We start from the raw sequence: 19,112 nt of genomic DNA, 5'->3' as shown, positions 1-19,112 counted from the left end.
CGCAACTCCGCCAGCCGGCGGCGCAAGGCCGGCCATCCGGCAACGCGCGCGACAGTCGCGCCGCCGATCACAAACATGGAGACATCGATGAGCCGTCCGCAATCCCCGTCCGCCGCGCAGCCGCGGCCCGGCCGTGCCGCCCTCGCGGCGTTCGTCGGCACCACGATCGAGTGGTACGACTTCTACATCTACGGCACCGCCGCCGCGCTCGTATTCGGCAAGGTGTTCTTTTCGAGCACGATGAATCCCGGCGTCGCGACGCTGCTTGCGTTCGTCACGTTCTGGGCCGGCTTCGCCGCGCGGCCGCTCGGCGGCATCGTGTTCGGGCATCTCGGCGATCGCGTCGGCCGCAAGACCGCGCTCGTGATCACGCTGGTGATGATGGGGCTTGCCACGACCGGCATCGGCCTGTTGCCCGGCTATGCGTCGATCGGCGTGTGGGCGCCCGCGGGCCTCGTCGTGCTGCGCGTGCTGCAGGGCATCGCGGTCGGCGGCGAGTGGGGCGGCGCGGTGCTGATCGCGAGTGAGAACGCGCCGAAGCATCGCAGCATCCTGTATGCGGCGTTCGCGCAGCAGGGTTCGCCCACCGGCAACCTGCTCGCCACCGCTGCCTTCTTCGCGCTGAGCGCGCTGCCGACGCCGTCGTTCCTGATGTGGGGCTGGCGCATTCCGTTTTTGCTGTCGGCGGTGCTCGTGATCATCGGGATGGTGATCCGGCTGCGGCTCGAGGAATCGATCGACATGCAGCGCGTGCTCGCGCGCAAGCGCACGGTGAAGCTGCCGCTGCGCGACGTCGTGCGCGACCACTGGCCCGTCGTGCTGCTCGCGGCCGGCACGCTGCCGGTGATCAACGTCACGTACTTTCGCAGCACGTTCGCGCTGTCGTGGGCGACCAAGGAGCTCGGTTATGCGCAGGGCACGTTCCTCGGCATCCTGTCGATCTCGCTCGTCGTGCAGTTCCTGATGCAGCCGGTCGGCGCGTGGTTCGTGTCGAAGGTCGACATGCGGCGCGCGATGTGCTGGATCCTGATTCCGGAGATCGTGCTGATGCCGGTGATGTTCCATGCGCTCGCGACGCGCTCGTACTGGGTCGCCGTCGCGGGCATGTGCATCTCGACGATTCCGTCGGCGATGTTCTACGGTGCGGTCGGCGGCGTGCTCGCGCGCGTGTTTCCGGCCAACATCCGCTATACGGGCCTGTCGCTCGCGTACCAGCTGAGCGCCCTCGTCGTCGGCGGCGGCACGCCGGTGCTCGCGCAGGCGATCCTGAACGCGACCGGCAGCATCGTCGGCGTCGCGATCGCGTCGGGGCTGTACGCGCTCGTGTCGCTCGCGTGCATGCTCGCGCTGCTGAATCGCACCGGCTACCGCGCGGACGAGCTGTCGACGGCCGAGCGCAGCGATGCGGCCGAGTGGGGCGCCGAAAGTGCGAGCGCTGAAAGTCCGGCCGGCGAGACCACGCAGCCAGGCGAGCGCGGCGCGTTGAAACCGGCGGGGTGAGACGGGGAGGCCGACGTGATTCGGCACGCTGGCGATTCGGTAATGCGGTAATGCGGTAATGCGGTGAGGCGGTAATTCGCCGCTCCGGCGACATCGCGCGCCGGACGGATCGCGCGCCGCATGGCCTCGACTCGCGCCAAATCACGCGTCCCAAAAGCAAACGGCACCGTGCGATCCACGGTGCCGTTTGCCTGGCGGTTGCTTCACTTCGCGACGAGGCCGGCACGGCGGCCATCGCGATGCGCGGTGCTTAGCCTTCCGTCGGCGGCACGTAGCCGGACGCCTGGTCGGCGCCGTCGCCGAAGAAATACTTCTCGGTCTGCTTCATCAGGTACTGGCGCGCGCGCGGGTCGGCCATGTTCAGGCGGTTCTCGTTGATCAGCATCGTCTGCTGCTTGAGCCAGCCTTGCCACGCTTCCTTCGACACGCTTTCGTAGATGCGCTTGCCGAGTTCGCCCGGCAGCGGCGGGAAATCGAGACCTTCGGCTTCCTTGCCGAGCTTCGCGCATTGGATCATTCGAGCCATCGTGTACTTCTCCTGTAATCGGTCTGGGGGAGGGCAGTCGTGCCTGCGCTCAGAGCTGCTTCATCAGCACGAGCGACTTGCGCTGCCAGTTGTAGAGTTTGCGGCGGTCTTCCGGCAGGTCGTCGACGCTGACCTTGACGAAGCCGCGCTTGAGGAACCAGTGCTCGGTGCGCGTCGTGAGCACGAAGATGTGCGTGAGGCCGCGCGCGCGGGCGCGCTGCTCGATGCGCTTGAGCAGGCGTTCGCCGTCGCCCGAGCCCTGCGCTTCCGGCGCGACCGTCAGGCACGCCATCTCGCCGATCTTTTCCTGCTGGTACGGATACAGCGCCGCGCAGCCGAACAGCACGCCATCGTGCTCGATCACCGAGAAGTGGTCGATGTCGCGTTCGATCTGGTGGCGGCCGCGCCGCACCAGCGTGCCGTCCGACTCGAGCGGCTCGATCAGCGACAGGATGCCGCCGACGTCGTCCGGCGTCGCTTCGCGCAGGCTCTCGAGGTTCTCGTACGAGATCATCGTGCCGACGCCGTCGTGCAGGAACAGTTCGAGCAGCATGCTGCCGTCGAGCGACTGCGGAATCAGGTGGGCCCGGGTCACGCCGCCGCGGCACGCGCGGATCGAGTGCTTCAGGAAGAACGCGTCGTCGCCCTGGATGTTGCCCGAATCGAGCAGTTCGGCGGCCGCGTCGAGCGACATTTCGCGGATCAGCCCGCCTTCGTCGTCGACGATGCCGGGCGCTTCGGTCAGGAAGATGATTTTGTCGGCGCGCAGCGCGATCGCGGCGGCCGATGCGACGTCTTCCATCGACAGGTTGAACGCCTCGCCGGTCGGCGAGAAGCCGAGCGGCGACAGCAGCACGAGCTTGCGGCTCGCGAGCGAATGACGGATCGATTCGGCGTCGATCTTGCGCACGATGCCCGTGTGCGCGAAATCGACCCCGTCGAGAATCCCCACCGGCCGGGCGGTCACGAAGTTGCCGGACACGACGCTGATGTGCGCGTGCGCCATCGGCGAGTTCGGCAGACCCTGGCTGATCGCGGCCTCGATGTCGAGACGCACTTCGCCGGCCGCTTCCTTCGCGGATTCGAGCGCGCGCGCATCCGTGATGCGCAGCCCGTGCGAAAACTCGGATTCGACACCATGCAGGCTCAGCTGCTCCTCGACCTGCGGCCGCGAGCCGTGCACCAGCACGATCTGGATGCCCATCGCCTGCAGGAGCGCGATGTCGGACACGAGCGCGTTCAGCAGGCCCTGCTGCACCACCTCGCCGCCGAACCCCACGACGAACGTGCTGTTGCGGAACTTGTGGATATAGGGCGCGACGGAACGCATCCAGTCGACAAACTGCGCGTGGCTGGCGGCCGAATCGTCGGCGGCCGGCGGCGTCGCGGCGCCGGTCTGGGCGGGAGGGAGGTCGGTTTGGGAATTCATGGGCGGGATTATAATGCGCCCCCATGTCGAATGTACCTAAAAGTCCCGCGCCGACGCGGGCCAAAGCGCCGTCGGCGAAGCACCCGGATGGTGCGGCCGACGCGCGTCAGCAGCAGGGCCAGCAGCCGCGCCAGCAGCAGGAAAAGCCGGCGGGCAAGCCGGCCCACGCGCCGCGCGGCGACGAACGGCGTGGCGATGCGCGCCAGCCGTCCGCGAAGGGCGCACCGCAGGCCGCCGGCGAGCGCGCTCCGCGCCGCGAGCGTCCGCCGCGCGCCACCGTCGCGCCGAATCCCGTTCCGCCGATCACTTACCCCGAAAGCCTGCCGGTGTCGGGCAAGCGCGACGAAATCGCGCGCGCGATCGCCGGTCATCAGGTTGTCATCGTCTGCGGCGAGACGGGTTCGGGCAAGACCACGCAGCTGCCGAAGATCTGTCTCGATCTCGGCCGCGGCCTCGGCGCCGGCGGCACGGGCCTGATCGGCCATACGCAGCCGCGGCGCCTGGCCGCATCGTCGACCGGCCGCCGGATCGCCGAGGAACTCGGCACGCCGTTCGGCGAGGTGGTCGGCTACAAGGTGCGCTTCACCGACAATCTCGCGCCGGGCGCGTCCGTCAAGCTGATGACGGACGGTATCCTGCTCGCCGAGACGCAGACCGATCCGCTGCTGAAGGCGTACGACACGCTGATCATCGACGAGGCGCACGAGCGCAGCCTGAACATCGACTTCCTGCTCGGCTACCTGAAGGAGATCCTGCCGCGGCGGCCCGACCTGAAGCTGATCGTCACATCCGCGACGATCGACGCCGATCGCTTCGCGCGCCATTTCGGCACCGACGAGCGCCCGGCACCCGTGATCGAGGTGAGCGGGCGGTTGTATCCGGTCGAGATGCGCTATCGCCCGGTGGCCGAGGATCGCCCGGCGGTGAAAAACGCCGAAGGCACGGGCGGCCGCGACCGCGTGAAGACCGCGCGCGAGGCCGAGCGCGACCTGATGGACGCGATCGTCGACGCGGTCGACGAACTGTGCCGCGAAGGCCCCGGCGACGTGCTGGTGTTCCTGCCCGGCGAGCGCGAGATCCGCGAGGCGGCCGAGGCGCTGCGCAAGCACCATCCGCCGCACACCGAGATCCTGCCGCTGTTCGCGCGGCTGTCGGCGGCCGACCAGGACAAGGTGTTCAAGGCGTCGAACGCGCGCCGCATCGTGCTCGCGACCAACGTGGCCGAAACCTCGCTGACGGTGCCGGGCATCCGCTACGTCGTGGACACCGGCCTCGCGCGCGTGAAGCGCTATTCGTACCGGAACAAGGTCGAGCAGCTGCAGGTCGAGTCGATCTCGCAGGCCGCCGCGAACCAGCGCGCGGGCCGCTGCGGCCGGGTGGCCGACGGCGTCTGCATCCGCTTGTACGAGGAAAGCGACTACCAGGCGCGCGCGCGCTTCACCGATCCGGAAATCCTGCGCTCGTCGCTCGCGTCGGTGATCCTGCGGATGAAATCGCTGCACCTGACTGCGATCGAATCGTTCCCGTTCCTCGAGCCGCCGCCCGGCCGCGCGATCGCGGATGGCTACCAGCTGCTCAACGAACTCGGCGCGGTCGACGACGACAACGCACTGACGCCGCTGGGCCGCGAACTCGCGCGGCTGCCGCTCGATCCGCGCGTCGGCCGGATGATTCTCGCCGCGCGCGACCAGCAGTCGCTGCGCGAGGTGCTGATCATCGCGAGCGCGCTGTCCGTGCAGGACCCGCGCGACCGGCCGATCGAAGCGCAGGAGCAGGCCGACCAGGCGCACCGCCGGTTCGCCGACGAGCGCTCCGAATTCCTGCAGTGGCTGAAGATCTGGGCGTGGTTCGAAGAGGCCGTCGCGCACAAGAAGTCGAACCGCCAGCTGATCGACGCGTGCCGGCAGAATTTCCTGTCGCACCTGCGGCTGCGCGAATGGCGCGACGTCCATTCGCAGCTGCTGACGGTCGTGCGCGAACACGGCTGGCGCCTCAACGAGGTCGAGGCGACCTACGAGCAGGTGCATCTGGCCCTGTTGACGGGCCTGCTCGGCAACCTCGGCATGAAGGCCGACGACGATCCGCACTACCTCGGCGCGCGCGGGATCAAGTTCTACCTGTGGCCGGGCTCCGCGCTCGCGAAGAAGGCCGGCCGCTGGGTGATGGCGGCCGAACTCGTCGAGACGAGCCGGCTGTACGCGCGCTGCCTCGCGAAGATCGAGCCGGAGTGGGTCGAGAAGATCGGCGCGCACCTGCTGAAGAAATCGCTGTCGGAGCCGCATTGGGAAAAGCGTCCCGCGCAGGTCAGCGCGTTCGAGCGCGCGACGCTGTACGGGCTGCCGATCTACCACCGCCGGCGCGTCGCGTTCGGCAAGCAGGACCCGGCGCGGGCGCGCGAGCTGTTCATCCGCGGCGCGCTGGTCGAAGGTGAATTCGACACGAAGCTGCCGTTCTTCGCGCACAACCGCAAGCTGCTCGCCGACATCGAGCAGCTCGAGCACAAGTCGCGCCGGCAGGACGTGCTGGTCGACGACGAGCTGATCTACGCGTACTACGACCAGGCGATTCCGGAAGGAATTCACACGGGCGTCGCGTTCGAGCGCTGGTATCGGGATGAAGTGAAGAAGGGCGGCCAGGCGGAGGACAAGCAGCGCCTGCTGTACCTGTCGCGCGACGACCTGATGCGCCACGAGGCGGCTGGCGTCACGACCGAGCTGTTTCCGAAGCGCGCGACGATGGCCGGCGTCGAGATGGCGCTGACCTACCACTTCGAGCCCGGCACGCCGCGCGACGGCGTGACGCTCGCGGTGCCGCTGTACGCGCTGAACCAGGTCGACGCGCGCCGCTGCGAATGGCTCGTGCCGGGGATGCTGAAGGAAAAGGTGCAACTGCTGCTGAAGTCGCTGCCGCAGAAGCTGCGCCGGCATTGCGTGCCGCTGCCCGAGTACGCAGCCGGCTTCGTCGAGCGCACGGGCCGCGAGCGCTTCGGCGCGGGCGGGCTCGTCGAGGCGCTGATCGCCGACGTGCGCGGCGAGACGCAGGTCGCGATGAAGACGGCCGACTTCAAGCTCGAGACGCTGCCCGCTCACCTGTTCATGAACTTCAAGGTGATCGACGAGCACGGCCGCCAGCTCGCGATGGGGCGCAATCTCGCGCAACTGCGCCAGGAACTCGGCGCGCAGGCGCAGCAGCAGTTCCAGAAGATCGCGGCGGCGTCGACGATCGCTCCCGGCGGCGAAGCCGGCGCGGACGACGCAGGTGCCACGCCGGCGCCGGCCGCCACGGCAGGTTCCGCGGCTTCGGCGGCGAAGGGCGGCAAGCCGGGCAAGGGCGTCGCACCGCACACGGCCGCCCCGGCGGAAGCCGGCGCGACCGCGCTGTACGAGAACCTGACGACGTGGAACTTCGGCAAGCTCCCCGAGCTGCTGGAGATCCGCCGGCGCGGCCAGACGCTGTACGGCTATCCGGCGCTCGTCGATCGCGGCACGCATTGCGACGTCGAGGTGTTCGACTCGCCGGAGGAGGCCGCGCGGATCCACCGGGCCGGCTTGCGGCGGCTGTTCGCGCTGCAGCTGAAGGAGCCGATCAAGTTCCTCGAGAAGAACCTGCCGGGGCTGCGCGAGATGGCGATGCAGTACATGTCGCTCGGCACGCAGGACGAGCTGCGCGACCAGCTGATCGACACGGCGCTCGACCGCGCGTGCCTGCAGGATCCGCTGCCCGACGACGACGCGAGCTTCCACGCGCGTCGCGACGAAGGCCGCAGCCGCCTGAACCTGCTCGCGCAGGAGATCGCGCGGCTCGTCGGGCAGATCCTCGCCGAATACGCGGGGCTCGCGAAGAAGCTCGCGCAGGCCAAGCCGTTCGCGCAGGCCCACGCGGATCTGCAGCAGCAGCTCGCCGCGCTGGTCGGCAAGCGCTTCGTGATCGACACGCCTTACGTGCAGCTTGCACACTTCCCGCGCTACCTGAAAGGCATCGCGCTGCGGATCGACAAGCTGAAGGCCGACCCGGCGCGCGACGCGAAGCAGTCCGGCGAGCTGCTGCCGCTCGTCCAGCAGTACCAGCGCGCGGTGTCGCAGCGCGGCGGCGTCGCCGACCCGCGGCTCGCGGAATTCCGCTGGCTGCTGGAGGAACTGCGAATTTCGCTGTTCGCGCAGGAACTGCGCACGCCGATGCCTGTCTCTGTCAAGCGTCTGCACAAGGTCTGGGAGTCGATGCAGCGCTAGCGTAACGGCGGTTGTCCGGGCCCGCACCGGCGGCTGGCCCGGCCGGCCGCGCGGCGCCTGCCGCGGCAGGCCGCACGGCGGCCGCGGCGTGCGTCGAAGTGGCGCAGGGCCGACTTCCGTCAACCGGCAGGGCCGGTCGAGCGTTTTACAATCACTGCTGTTCCACGACGTGAGTCTTCATGCGCACTTTCCTTTCCTTCGGCCGCACGCTTGCGCTGGCCGCCGCCGTGCTGGCGCCTGCCGCGCACGCGAATAACGTGATCATCCTCAATTCGGCCGAAGCGACGCTTTCCCTGATCGACCAGCAGACCCGCCAGGTCGTCGGCACGATGCCGACCGGCAAGGAGCCGCACCACCTGATGGCGACGCCGGACAATTCGTCGCTGATCGTCGCGAATTCGGTCTCGAACAGCCTGATGTTCGTCGATCCGAAGACGGGCAAGCTGCAGCGCACGGTCGAAGGCATCGAGGATCCGTACCAGCTCGGCTTCTCGCCCGACAACAAGTGGTTCGTGTCGACCGGGTTGCGCCTCGACCGGCTCGACATCTACAGCTACGACGGCCGCGACCTGCATCTCGTGAAGCGCTTGCCGCTCGCGGTGATGCCGAGTCACATCGCGTTCACGAAGGACAGCAAGACCGTGCTCGTGTCGCTGCAGGTGTCCGGCGAGATCGCGGCGGTCGACCTCGCGACGCAGACGGTCAAGTGGAAGATGCCGGTCGGCAACGTGCCGGCGGGCCTGTGGATGACGCCGGACGACAAGTACCTGCTGGTCGGCATGACGGGCGCCGATTACGTCGCGGTCGTCGACTGGCGCAATCAGAAGGTCGTGAAGACCATCCAGACCGGCAAGGGCGCGCACAACTTCCGCTCGCTCGCGGACGGCACGCACGTCGCGATCACGAACCGGGTCGCGAACACGATCAGCATCATCGACGAGAACACGCTCACCAAGGTCGGCGACATCACCGGCCTGCTGCCGGGCCCGGACGACATGGAGCTGTCCGCCGACAAGAAGACGCTGTGGGTGACGTTCCGCTTCGCGAAGAAGGTCGGGATCATCGACCTGGCCTCGCGCAAGCTGGTGCAGACGATCTCCGTCGGCCGTTCGCCGCACGGCATCTACTTCTACGACCGCGCGCCGTGGAAGGCTGCGAACGGCGCGTGACGGGCGGAGGCGGACGATGCTGCACCTGATCGATGCGTTCGTGTCGGACATCCAGACCTGGCTGTACGTCGACGTCGTGCAGCCGCTCCTCTTCAAGTTCAACCTGATGGACTATGACGAGGACACCTACGACGCGCTGTACTGGGTGATCATCGGCGCGCTCCAGATGGTGCTGATGTTCGCGCTGCTGCGCCCGCTCGAGGCGCTCGCGCCCGTCGAGCGCTGGAAGAACCGCCGCGCGGTGCGGGTCGACGTGATCTATACCGCGATCTCGAAGCTCGGCATCTACACGCTGTTCTTCTTCTTCGCGCTGCAGCCGGTGTTCGACCGCCTCCAGGCGTGGCTGCGCCTGCACGGCGTTGCGAACGTCAACCTCGATTATCTGTGGCCGGGCGTGACCTCGCGGCCGATCGTCGCGTTCGCGATCTACCTCGTCGTGCTCGACTTCGCCGGCTACTGGTATCACCGCTGGCAGCACAAGTTCGGCATCTGGTGGGAGCTGCACGCGGTGCATCACAGCCAGCGGCAGATGTCGTTGTGGTGCGACGACCGCAACCACCTGCTCGACAACGTGCTGCAATCGTGTTTCTTCGCGGCGATCGCGCTCGTGATCGGCGTGACGCCGTCGCAGTTCGTCGTGCTGACCGCGGTCACGAACTTCGTGCAGAGCATCCAGCATACGAATGCGCGGCTGTCGTTCGGCTGGCTCGGCGAGCGGCTGCTCGTGAGCCCGACCTTCCACCGGCGCCACCACGCGGTCGGCTACGGCCACGAAGGCACCAAGTACGGCTGCAACTTCGGCGTGCTGTTCCCGTGGTGGGACATGATGTTCGGCACCGCGTCGTGGAACCGCACAGTCGAGCCGACTGGCATCCGCGAGCAGGTCGAAGGCGTGTCCTACGGCGAAGGCTTCTGGGCGCAGCACGGCCTCGCGTTCGTGCGGATCTTCCGGCGCCTCTTTCCCGCGAAGCGCGGCGCGGCGTCGGCCTGAGCGCGTCACTTTCCCGTTGAACGGCTTTCCCGCACGGCCCGCATGCGCTTTGGCGCCTGCGGGCCGTGTGGTTTATCCTTTTCCCGTTTTTCATCGTCGATACAGGTTCGCATGAACGACTTGCTGCGCTCCTTCGTCCGGGCGTTCGCCAGCGCGCTGCACCCGCGCATGCTGTGGCTCACCCTGATGCCGTTCGTCGTCTCCGCGCTGCTGTGGGGCGTCGTGCTGTGGTTCTCGTGGCAGACGCTGATCGACGCCGCGCGCGGCGCGCTCGACGGCTTCGTGCTGACCGCGGCGCTGTACCGCGCGTTTGACGCGCTCGGGATGTCGCAGCTGCATGCGGTCGTCGCGCCGTTCGTCGTCGTGTCGCTCGCGATTCCGCTGATCGTGCTGACCGTGCTGCTGCTGATCGCGACGATCTCGATGCCGGTCGTGATCAGGCATCTGTCGAACCGGCAGTTCGCCGCGCTGGAGGCGAAGCGGGGCGGCACGTTCTTCGGCAGCGTGTTCAATTCGCTCGGCGCGGCGATCGTGGGCGTCGTGCTGCTCGTCGTCACGATTCCGCTGTGGCTGATCCCGCCGTTCTTCGCGTTGTTGCCGCCGGTGATCTGGGGCTGGCTCACGTACCGCGTGATGACCTACGACGCGCTCGCGCAGCACGCGAGCCGCGACGAACGCCGCGCGCTCGTGCGCCAGCATCGCTGGCCGCTGATCGGCATCGGCGTCGCGACCGGGCTGCTCGGCACCGTGCCGACCTTCGTGTGGGTGTCGTCGGTCTGGATGATGGTGCTGTTTCCGTTCGTGGCGGCGGCCATGATCTGGGTTTACGCTTTCATCCTCGTCTTCTCGGCGCTGTGGTTCGGGCACTATTGCCTGCGCGCGCTGGACGACCTGCGTGCGAGTTCGCGCGCCACCGCAATCGACATGGGGCAGGCATGAGCATCGGCATCATCATCATCGGCGACGAAATCCTTTCGGGCCGCCGGCAGGACAAGCATCTGGCGAAGGTCATCGAACTGCTCGGCGCGCGCGGCCTCGCGCTCGACTGGGCCGAATACGTCGGCGACGATCCGGCGCGGATCACCGCGACGCTCGCGCGCGCGATCGCGTCGGGCGACATCGTGTTCTCCACGGGCGGGATCGGCGCGACGCCGGACGACCACACGCGCCAGTGCGCGGCCGCCGCGCTCGGCGTGCCGCTCGTGCTGCATCCGGAAGCGAAGGCGCTGATCTCGGCGCGCATTCGCGAGACGCACACCGATGCGGCCACGCCGGTCGACTTCGAATCGCCGGAAAACCAGCATCGCTTCAACATGGGCGTGTTCCCGGCGGGCGCGACGATCATCCCGAACGGCTATAACCGGATTCCCGGTTTCTCGGTCGGCGATCTCCATTTCGTGCCGGGCTTCCCGGTGATGGCGTGGCCGATGATCGAATGGGTGCTCGACACGAAGTACCGGCATCTCCATCATGCGACGCCGCACGCGGAGCGCTCGCTGTACGTGTTCGAACTGCCGGAGTCGACGCTCACGCCGCTGATGGAGAAGATCGAGCGCGATTTCCCGAGCGTGCGCGTGTTCAGCCTGCCGAGCGTCGGCGATGCCGAGCGCGGCGGGATCTATGCGCGCCGGCATATCGACCTCGGCGTGAAGGGCGAGCCGGAGGCGGTCGCGGCCGCGTTCGTGAAGCTGCGCGAAGGCGTGCACCTGCTCGGCGGCGACGTGGTCGAACCGGAGACGCCGCGCGCCTGAAGGCCTGAAGGCCGCGCGCGTCGATCGCGCATGCGGGCCGTTGAACGGCCCCGCAAAAACCACGGGCCGCGCAACGCGGCCCGTCATCGGGATGTCATCGCCCGGCTCGACGATGTGGCAGTCGGGCGTGCCTGGGCGGATGCGCCGTCAGGCGCCGATCCACGGCAGTTTCCGGAAGCACCAGCCGTCGACCGTCTTGCGGTGGCCTTCGGCATCCTTGCCGCCCTCGAAGCCTTCGAGCAGGTCGAAGGCCTTCGTGAAGCCGGCCTGCGTCGACGCGACCGCGGCGAGCTTCGAACGCGCGGCGCTGCGGCACAGGAACAGGATCGGCGTATCGGCCGGGAGGGCCGCTTTCAGTTGATCGATGAATTCGGCGTTCGGCACGCCGCCCGGATAGCGCGTCCATTCGAGGTGCAGGTACTGGCCGTCGCCGACGAGCGGGCGGCCGATCCAGTCGAGCTCGGCGCGGGTGCGCACGTCGACGAGGCGTGCCGACGGGTCGAGCTGCAGCAGTTCGAATGCCTCGGCCGGCAGCAGGGCGCCGGCATAGTTGAGCGCGCCTTGGGCGCGGCGTTCTTCGGCCTTCGCGTAAAGCTGGTCGAGCGTACTCATGGCAGGAGGTCTCCGTATCGGTCAAACGAACATTCTAGCGCGGCGCCGCCGCGCGGATGTCCGCGTGCCCGGCGGCGCATGCACCGCCCACGCGCTCACCAAAAGAGTGCAGAATGGCACGAATGCACCAAAAAGATTCGTCGACGCCGTCGCCTCCCCGGGATTGCACCGTTGCGGTGCGCAGGCGCCGCCGCCGGTGCGGCGCCCGGCCCCGGAATCGCGCAGCCGGGCCCCGCTACGGCGCGGGTCGGCGTGATTCGCGCCGGTTTTGCGATGGTTGGCACGGAAGCTGCTATATAGAATTCGGTCGACCCGGGGCACGCTGCGCCAAAGCCAGACTCCGGGCAGCTCGATAAACGAGGCGGTTCCCAGTCCGCCGGAATTGTTCAATCAGGAGAAGAGGTTATGAGTAAAACCGTCGCCGACGTCATGCAGCTCGTGAAGGACGAGGACGTCAAGTTTGTCGATTTCCGCTTCACGGATACGCGCGGCAAGGAACAGCACGTGTCGGTGCCGGTTTCGGCGTTTGACGAAGACAAGTTCGAAAGCGGCCATGCATTCGACGGCTCGTCGATCGCCGGCTGGAAGGGCATCGAGGCGTCGGACATGCTGCTCATGCCGGATCCGAGCGCCGCATTCGTCGACCCGTTCTATGAAGAGTCGACCCTCGTGCTGACCTGCGACGTGGTCGAGCCGGCCGACGGCAAGGGCTACGAGCGCGACCCGCGTTCGCTCGCGAAGCGCGGCGAAGCGTACCTGAAGAGCACGGGCATCGGCGACACCGCCTACTTCGGTCCGGAACCGGAATTCTTCATTTTCGACTCGGTCCAGTGGAACACGGACATGTCGGGCTGCTTCGTGAAGATCAACTCGGAAGAAGCACCGTGGTCGTCGGCCAAGGAATTCGAAGGCGGCAACACGGGCCACCGTCCGGGCACGAAGGGCGGCTACTTCCCGGTCGCGCCGGTCGACACGTTCCAGGACATGCGTTCGGAAATGTGTCTGCTGCTCGAACAGCTCGGCATCCCGGTCGAAGTGCACCACCACGAAGTGGCGGGCCAGGGCCAGAACGAAATCGGCACGAAGTTCTCGACGCTGGTGCAGCGCGCCGACTGGACGCAATGGTCGAAGTACATCATCCACAACGTCGCGCACTCGTACGGCAAGACGGCGACGTTCATGCCGAAGCCGGTCGTCGGCGACAACGGTTCGGGCATGCACGTTCACCAGTCGATCTGGAAGGACGGCCAGAACCTGTTCGCGGGTAACGGCTACGCGGGCCTGTCGGAACTGGCGCTGTTCTACATCGGCGGCATCATCAAGCACGCCCGTGCGCTGAACGCGATCACGAACCCGACGACGAACTCGTACAAGCGTCTGGTCCCGCACTTCGAAGCACCGGTCAAGCTCGCGTACTCGGCGCGCAACCGTTCGGCATCGATCCGCATTCCGCACGTGTCGAACCCGAAGGGTCGCCGTATCGAAACGCGCTTCCCGGATCCGATGGCGAACCCGTACCTGTGCTTCACGGCGCTGATGATGGCCGGCCTCGACGGGATCCAGAACAAGATCCATCCGGGCGAAGCCGCGGACAAGAACCTGTACGACCTGCCGCCGGAAGAGGACGCAAAGATCCCGACCGTCTGCGCAGGCCTCGACCAGGCACTGGAAGCGCTCGACAAGGATCGCGAGTTCCTGACGCGCGGTGGCGTGTTCACCGACGGCATGATCGATGCGTACCTCGCGCTGAAGGAGCAGGAGCTGGCGAAGTTCCGCATGACGACGCATCCGATCGAGTTCGAGATGTACTACTCGCTGTAATCGGCGATGGCGCTTCGATTCAGCGCCGTCATGCCGGTTCGTTCCCGTCGCGTGGCCTGCGGCGGGAACCGCGGAGTCTGAAGGGGGACGGCGTCCAGCCGTCCCTTTTTTGTTCCGAAAATTTCCAATTTCCGACCCGGTAACGCGCGACGACACGCACGATGGCTCTGAAGAATCTCATCAAGGCGAAGACGGGGCAGCCCGAGCGACTGACGGAAGACGAGCGGCTCGCGCGCTCGGGCCTGCTTGCGGGGCTGGAAGCGCTGCCGACGGCCGTGATCGTGCTCGACCGCAAGACGCTGCGGGTCGCGTTCGCGAACCCGTCCGCGGAGGCGATGCTCGACATCTCGCGCCGGCAGCTCGCGCAGCGGCCGTGGGGCGAGATTTTCCCGAATGCGAACGAACTCGCGTCGACGATCACCGCGATCGGCCAGGAGCGCTTTCACGCGACGCATCTCGATACCGTGCTCGACCGGCCCGGCCGCGAGCCGCTGCACGTGCATGCGATCGTCGGCTTCCTCGAGACCGTGCCCGATTTCGTGCTCGTCGAGCTGTTCGAGAACGAACGGCAGTCGCGCACCGATCGCGAGGAGCGCATCCACGACCTGACCGCGGTCAACAAGCAACTGATCCGCAACCTCGCGCACGAGATCAAGAACCCGCTCGGCGGCATTCGCGGCGCAGCCCAGCTGCTCGAATTCGAACTGAGCGGGCGCGAGCGCGGCGAGTTGCGCGAATACACGCAGGTGATCATCAAGGAGTCCGACCGCCTGCAGACGCTCGTCGACCGGTTGCTGGAGCCGCATCGGCATCCGCACATCGTCGGCGACGTGAACATTCATGAAGTATGCGAACGCGTGCGCGCGGTGATGCTCGCGGAATTTCCGCGCGGGCTCACCATCGAGCGCGACTACGACGTGAGCGTGCCGGACTTGCGCGGCGACAAGGAGCAGCTGATCCAGGCGCTGCTGAACATCGTGCGCAACGCGGCGCAGGCGCTGCGCGAGCGGATCGCGCAGGGCGACGCGAAGATCGAGCTGCGCACGCGTATCGCACGCAAGGTGACGATCGCGAAGCGCCTGTACAGGCTGGCACTGGACTTGCACGTGGTCGACAACGGGCCCGGCATTCCGGAGGAGATCCGCGACCGGATCTTCTACCCGCTCGTGTCCGGGCGCGACGACGGCAGCGGCCTCGGCCTCACGCTCGCGCAGACGTTCGTGCAGCAGCACGACGGGATGATCGAGGTCGAGAGCCGGCCCGGTCGTACCGAATTTCAGATCCTGCTGCCGCTCGATCATTGAGCGGCGGCATGGCGATTCACCGGATTCACCCATACCTGACCGACCTATGAAGCCGATCTGGATAGTAGACGACGATCAATCGATCCGCTGGGTGCTCGAAAAGGCACTCGCCCGGGACAGCTTCGCGACGAAGAGCTTCGCGAACGTGCGCGACGCGCTGGCCGCGCTCGACCACGAGACGCCGCAGGTGCTCGTGTCCGACATCCGGATGCCGGGCGGCTCCGGCCTCGAGCTGTTGCAGGCGATGCACGAGCGCCTGCCGGGCCTGCCCGTCATCATCATGACGGCGTTCTCCGATCTCGACAGCGCCGTCGCGGCGTTTCAGGGCGGCGCGTTCGAATATCTCGCGAAGCCGTTCGACGTCGACAAGGCGGTCGAGCTGATTCGCCGCGCGGTCGAGGAGAGCTTGCGCGGCGGCGCGCCGCAGGACGAGCGTGTGGCCGAAGCGCCCGAGATGCTCGGCCAGGCGCCCGCGATGCAGGACATGTTCCGCGCGATCGGCCGCCTGTCGCACTCGGCCGCGACCGTGCTGATCACCGGCGAGTCGGGCACCGGCAAGGAGCTCGTCGCGCGGGCGCTGCACCGTCACAGCCCGCGGGCCAACGGGCCGTTCATCGCGCTGAATACCGCGGCGATTCCGAAGGACCTGCTCGAATCCGAACTGTTCGGCCACGAGCGCGGCGCGTTCACCGGCGCGCAGACGACGCGCCAGGGCCGCTTCGAGCAGGCCGAGAACGGCACGCTGTTCCTCGACGAAATCGGCGACATGCCGTTCGACCTGCAGACGCGCCTGTTGCGCGTGCTGTCGGACGGCCAGTTCTATCGGGTCGGCGGCCACAACCCGCTGCGCGCGAACGTGCGCGTGATCGCCGCGACGCACCAGAATCTCGAGTCGCGCGTGCGGCAGGGGCTGTTCCGCGAGGACCTTTACCACCGGCTCAACGTGATCCGGCTGCGGCTGCCGCCGCTGCGCGAACGCAGCGAGGACATCGCGCTGCTCACGCGCCACTTCCTGCAGAAGAGCGCGCGCGATCTCGGCGTCGAGCCGAAGCGCGTGTCCGACGAAGCGCTCGCGTATCTGACGTCGCTCACGTTTCCGGGCAACGTGCGTCAGCTCGAGAATCTCGCGAACTGGCTGACCGTGATGGCGCCCGCGCAGACGGTCGAGATCAAGGACCTGCCGCCCGACCTCGTGCCGGCAGGCGCGCCGGTGACGGCGACGGCCGACGGCGCGGATGCGCACGCCGGCACCGGCGTGGGCGGTGGCGACATCGCGCGCGTGCAGCCGGCGGCGGGAGCGTCGTTGACGGCAGCCCCCGTCGCGGCCGCGCCGAATGGCGCGCCGGCCGGCTATCCGATGTGGGAAAGCGGGCTGCGCACGGAAGTCGCGCGGCTATTGCGCGAGAATTCGGCCGACGTGATGGACGAGCTCGCGCGCCGCTTCGAGGCGGCCGTGATCCGCGAGGCGCTCGATTTCACGCGCGGCCGCAAGGTCGAGGCGGCGGAGAGGCTCGGCATCGGCCGCAACACGATCACGCGCAAGATCCAGGAACTGCATCTGGAGCCGTAAAGCCTCTGTCGCGGCATGCGCGTGCGTCGCGCATGCCGCGATCGGACATAATCGCGGTTTGCCGTCACGTGCGCTCCCGTCATGTCCGATTCCTTCCGCTGGCCCGCCGGGGCCGATCCCTTCCGTTTTCTCGAAGCGCTCGACAGCAAGCGTGCCCGTGCGTGGGTCGACGAGCAGAACGCGCGCACACGGGTCGCGCTGCGCGACGACGACGCGTATCGCGCGCTGACCGCGCGGCTCGCGCAGGCGTATCTGCCGCGCGAACGCCCGGTGATTCCGACCCGCTGGCGCGACTGGGCGTACGACCTGTGGCAGGACGATCTCCATCCGAAGGGACTGTGGCGCCGCGCGCGCTGGGACGACTGGCGCGCGGGCCGGCCCGAGTGGGAAACGCTGCTCGACGTCGACGCGCTCGGCGCGCAAGAGGGCGAGTCGTGGGTGTTCGAGCAGGACGCGATCCTGTACCCGGACGGCGACCGCGCGCTGCTGTCGTTGTCGCCGGGCGGCGCCGACGCGGTCGTCGTGCGCGAATTCGACCTCGTGCAGCGCCGTTTCGTCGACGGCGGCTTCACGATCGACGTGCCCGGGAATCACACGATAGGCTGGATCGACCGCGATACCGTCTACGTGAGCTGGGATCGCGGCGAGGCGCATGCGACCGCCGCCGGCTATCCGTACGAAGCGCGCCGCTGGGTACGCGGCACGCCGCTCGCCGATGCGCCGGTGGTGTTCCGCGGCGAACCCGACGACATCAGCGCGGGCGCCGGGTTCGATCCGATCGACGGCCGCCACGTCGCGTGGCGCAGCGTCGATTTCTTCGACGTGCATGCATACCGGCTGACCGACGCGGGCGAGTGGGCGCGCTACGACGTGCCGACGCACGTCGAGGTCGGTTTCTGGGAAGGCTGGCTGATGCTGGAGCCGCGGCTCGACTGGGACTGCGGCGGCGTGCGTCACGCGGGCGGCTCGCTGCTCGCGATCCGCGAGCAGGCGTTCCTCGCCGGGTCGCGCGAACTCACGACGCTGTTCGAGCCGCGACCGACGACGTCCGCCTGCACGTGGACGCACACGCGCACGATGCTGATCGCGAGCTGGCTCGACGACGTGCACAACCGCACGATGCTGTGGCAGCCGCGCCAGGGTGAGGACGGCGCGTGGACGTGGCACGCGCGGCCGTTCGAATGGCCGGGCGACGCGCAGATCGACGTCGAGCCGGTCGAGTCGACGCTGAACGACGACGTGTACGTGGACGTCGACACCTATCTCGATCCGCCCGAATGCTGGCTCGCCGATCTGGCCGACCGCGCGGCCGATGCGCCGTCGCGTCGCGTGCTGCTCGACCGGCCGCCGGTGCGATTCGATGCGGCCGGGCTCGTCGTGCGTCGCGCGAATGCCCGCTCGCGCGACGGCACGGTCGTGCCGTACACGCTGATCGGGCCGCGTGATGCGCTCGATGGCCTGGCGCATCCCGACGGCAGCGCTCGCGTCGCGCGGCCGTGCCTGCTGTCAGGCTATGGCGGCTTCGCGATTCCGAACCTGCCGGGCTACAGCGATGCACTCGGCATCGCATGGCTCGAACGCGGCGGCGTCGCGGCGTTCGCGCACATCCGCGGCGGCGGCGAATTCGGACCGGGCTGGCACGTCGACGCGCAACGCGAGCATCGGCAGCGCTCGTTCGACGACTTCATCGCGGTGGCCGAGGACCTGATCCGCACCGGCGTGACGACGGCTGCGCAACTCGGCATCGAGGGCGGCAGCAACGGCGGGCTGCTGGTCGGCGCATGCATGGTGCAGCGCCCGGAACTGTTCGGCGCGGTGCTGTGCCGCGTGCCGTTGCTCGACATGCGCCGCTATCCGAAGCTGCACGCGGGCGCCGCATGGCTCGACGAGTACGGCGATCCGGACGATGCGCGCGAGGGCGCGGCGCTCGCCGCCTACTCGCCGTATCACCGCGTGCGCGAAGGCGTTGCGTATCCGCCGCTGCTGCTGACGACGTCGACCCGCGACGATCGCGTGCATCCCGCGCATGCGCGCAAGATGGCCGCGCGCATGCATGCGCTCGGACACGAACGGGTGTGGTACTGGGAGAACACCGACGGCGGCCACGGCAGCGCCGACGATCTTGAGCGTGCCGAATCCGATGCGGCGGAATTCGGCTTCCTGTGGGCGCATCTCGGGCCCGCGCCCGCGCGCGGTTGAGCGCAGGCGCG

13 protein-coding genes are annotated in these 19,112 nt (G+C 68.1%); 10 read left to right on the top strand and 3 right to left on the bottom strand.

Translation table 11 applies throughout. The annotated features are described in order from the left end of the window. Positions 1-87 precede the first annotated feature (87 nt). Positions 88-1,500, top strand: coding sequence for an MFS transporter (locus DIE16_RS20100; RefSeq protein WP_044847675.1), 1,413 nt, complete (start codon positions 88-90; stop codon positions 1,498-1,500). Positions 1,501-1,750: 250 nt separating this feature from the next. On the opposite strand, the gene DIE16_RS20095 is transcribed toward DIE16_RS20100, so the two are convergent. Both DIE16_RS20095 and argA read right to left on the bottom strand, forming a co-directional pair. Then, positions 1,751-2,026, bottom strand: coding sequence for an oxidative damage protection protein (locus DIE16_RS20095; protein WP_006478357.1), 276 nt, complete (start codon positions 2,024-2,026; stop codon positions 1,751-1,753). Positions 2,027-2,075: 49 nt separating this feature from the next. Then, the gene (gene argA, locus DIE16_RS20090) at positions 2,076-3,455 is read right to left on the bottom strand and encodes an amino-acid N-acetyltransferase (protein WP_044847668.1); all 1,380 of its coding nucleotides are present in this window, start codon (positions 3,453-3,455) and stop codon (positions 2,076-2,078) included. A gap of 23 nt (positions 3,456-3,478) precedes the next feature. Between argA and hrpA the strand changes: the two genes are divergently transcribed. From hrpA to DIE16_RS20065, 5 genes are all read left to right on the top strand, one after another. Further along, positions 3,479-7,684 carry an ATP-dependent RNA helicase HrpA gene (hrpA, locus tag DIE16_RS20085; protein ID WP_124893291.1) on the top strand — a complete coding sequence of 1,402 codons (4,206 nt, stop codon included), beginning with the start codon at positions 3,479-3,481 and terminating at the stop codon, positions 7,682-7,684. A gap of 179 nt (positions 7,685-7,863) precedes the next feature. Continuing rightward, complete coding sequence (locus tag DIE16_RS20080) at positions 7,864-8,853, top strand: beta-propeller fold lactonase family protein (protein WP_044847670.1); 990 nt, start codon at positions 7,864-7,866, stop codon at positions 8,851-8,853. A 16-nt stretch (positions 8,854-8,869) separates the two neighbouring features. Beyond that, positions 8,870-9,844: a sterol desaturase family protein gene (locus tag DIE16_RS20075; RefSeq protein WP_124488325.1), complete on the top strand. Its 975-nt coding sequence runs from the start codon at positions 8,870-8,872 to the stop codon at positions 9,842-9,844. A gap of 111 nt (positions 9,845-9,955) precedes the next feature. Further along, on the top strand, positions 9,956-10,783 hold the full coding sequence (locus DIE16_RS20070; RefSeq protein WP_044849102.1) for an EI24 domain-containing protein: 828 nt from the start codon (positions 9,956-9,958) through the stop codon (positions 10,781-10,783). Beyond that, positions 10,780-11,595: a molybdopterin-binding protein gene (locus tag DIE16_RS20065; RefSeq protein WP_124893290.1), complete on the top strand. Its 816-nt coding sequence runs from the start codon at positions 10,780-10,782 to the stop codon at positions 11,593-11,595. The genes DIE16_RS20070 and DIE16_RS20065 overlap by 4 nt, the downstream gene beginning before the upstream one ends. Positions 11,596-11,742: 147 nt before the next feature. Here DIE16_RS20065 and DIE16_RS20060 read toward each other — a convergent pair whose 3' ends face one another. After that, complete coding sequence (locus tag DIE16_RS20060; RefSeq protein WP_044849104.1) at positions 11,743-12,207, bottom strand: rhodanese-like domain-containing protein; 465 nt, start codon at positions 12,205-12,207, stop codon at positions 11,743-11,745. 405 nt (positions 12,208-12,612) lie between these two features. Between DIE16_RS20060 and glnA the strand changes: the two genes are divergently transcribed. The 4 genes from glnA (at position 12,613) to DIE16_RS20040 (ending at position 19,101) form a co-directional block, all read left to right on the top strand. After that, positions 12,613-14,028, top strand: a complete 1,416-nt coding sequence (gene glnA, locus DIE16_RS20055; protein WP_044849105.1) for a type I glutamate--ammonia ligase — start codon at positions 12,613-12,615, stop codon at positions 14,026-14,028. Between the two features lie 161 nt (positions 14,029-14,189). Continuing rightward, positions 14,190-15,332, top strand: a complete 1,143-nt coding sequence (gene glnL, locus DIE16_RS20050) for a nitrogen regulation protein NR(II) (RefSeq protein ID WP_044849106.1) — start codon at positions 14,190-14,192, stop codon at positions 15,330-15,332. 46 nt (positions 15,333-15,378) lie between these two features. Continuing rightward, complete coding sequence (ntrC, locus tag DIE16_RS20045) at positions 15,379-16,902, top strand: nitrogen regulation protein NR(I) (protein ID WP_124893289.1); 1,524 nt, start codon at positions 15,379-15,381, stop codon at positions 16,900-16,902. A gap of 81 nt (positions 16,903-16,983) precedes the next feature. Further along, a complete protein-coding gene (locus tag DIE16_RS20040) occupies positions 16,984-19,101 on the top strand; it encodes a prolyl oligopeptidase family protein (protein WP_124893288.1) in 2,118 nt (705 codons plus the stop codon). Positions 19,102-19,112: the final 11 nt, after the last annotated feature.

Origin of the sequence: Burkholderia sp. Bp9090, assembly GCF_003857985.1 — a bacterium.
GTDB lineage: Bacteria > Pseudomonadota > Gammaproteobacteria > Burkholderiales > Burkholderiaceae > Burkholderia.
Note: the sequence above shows the minus strand (reverse complement) of the source record. Positions and strands in the feature narration are given on the sequence as shown.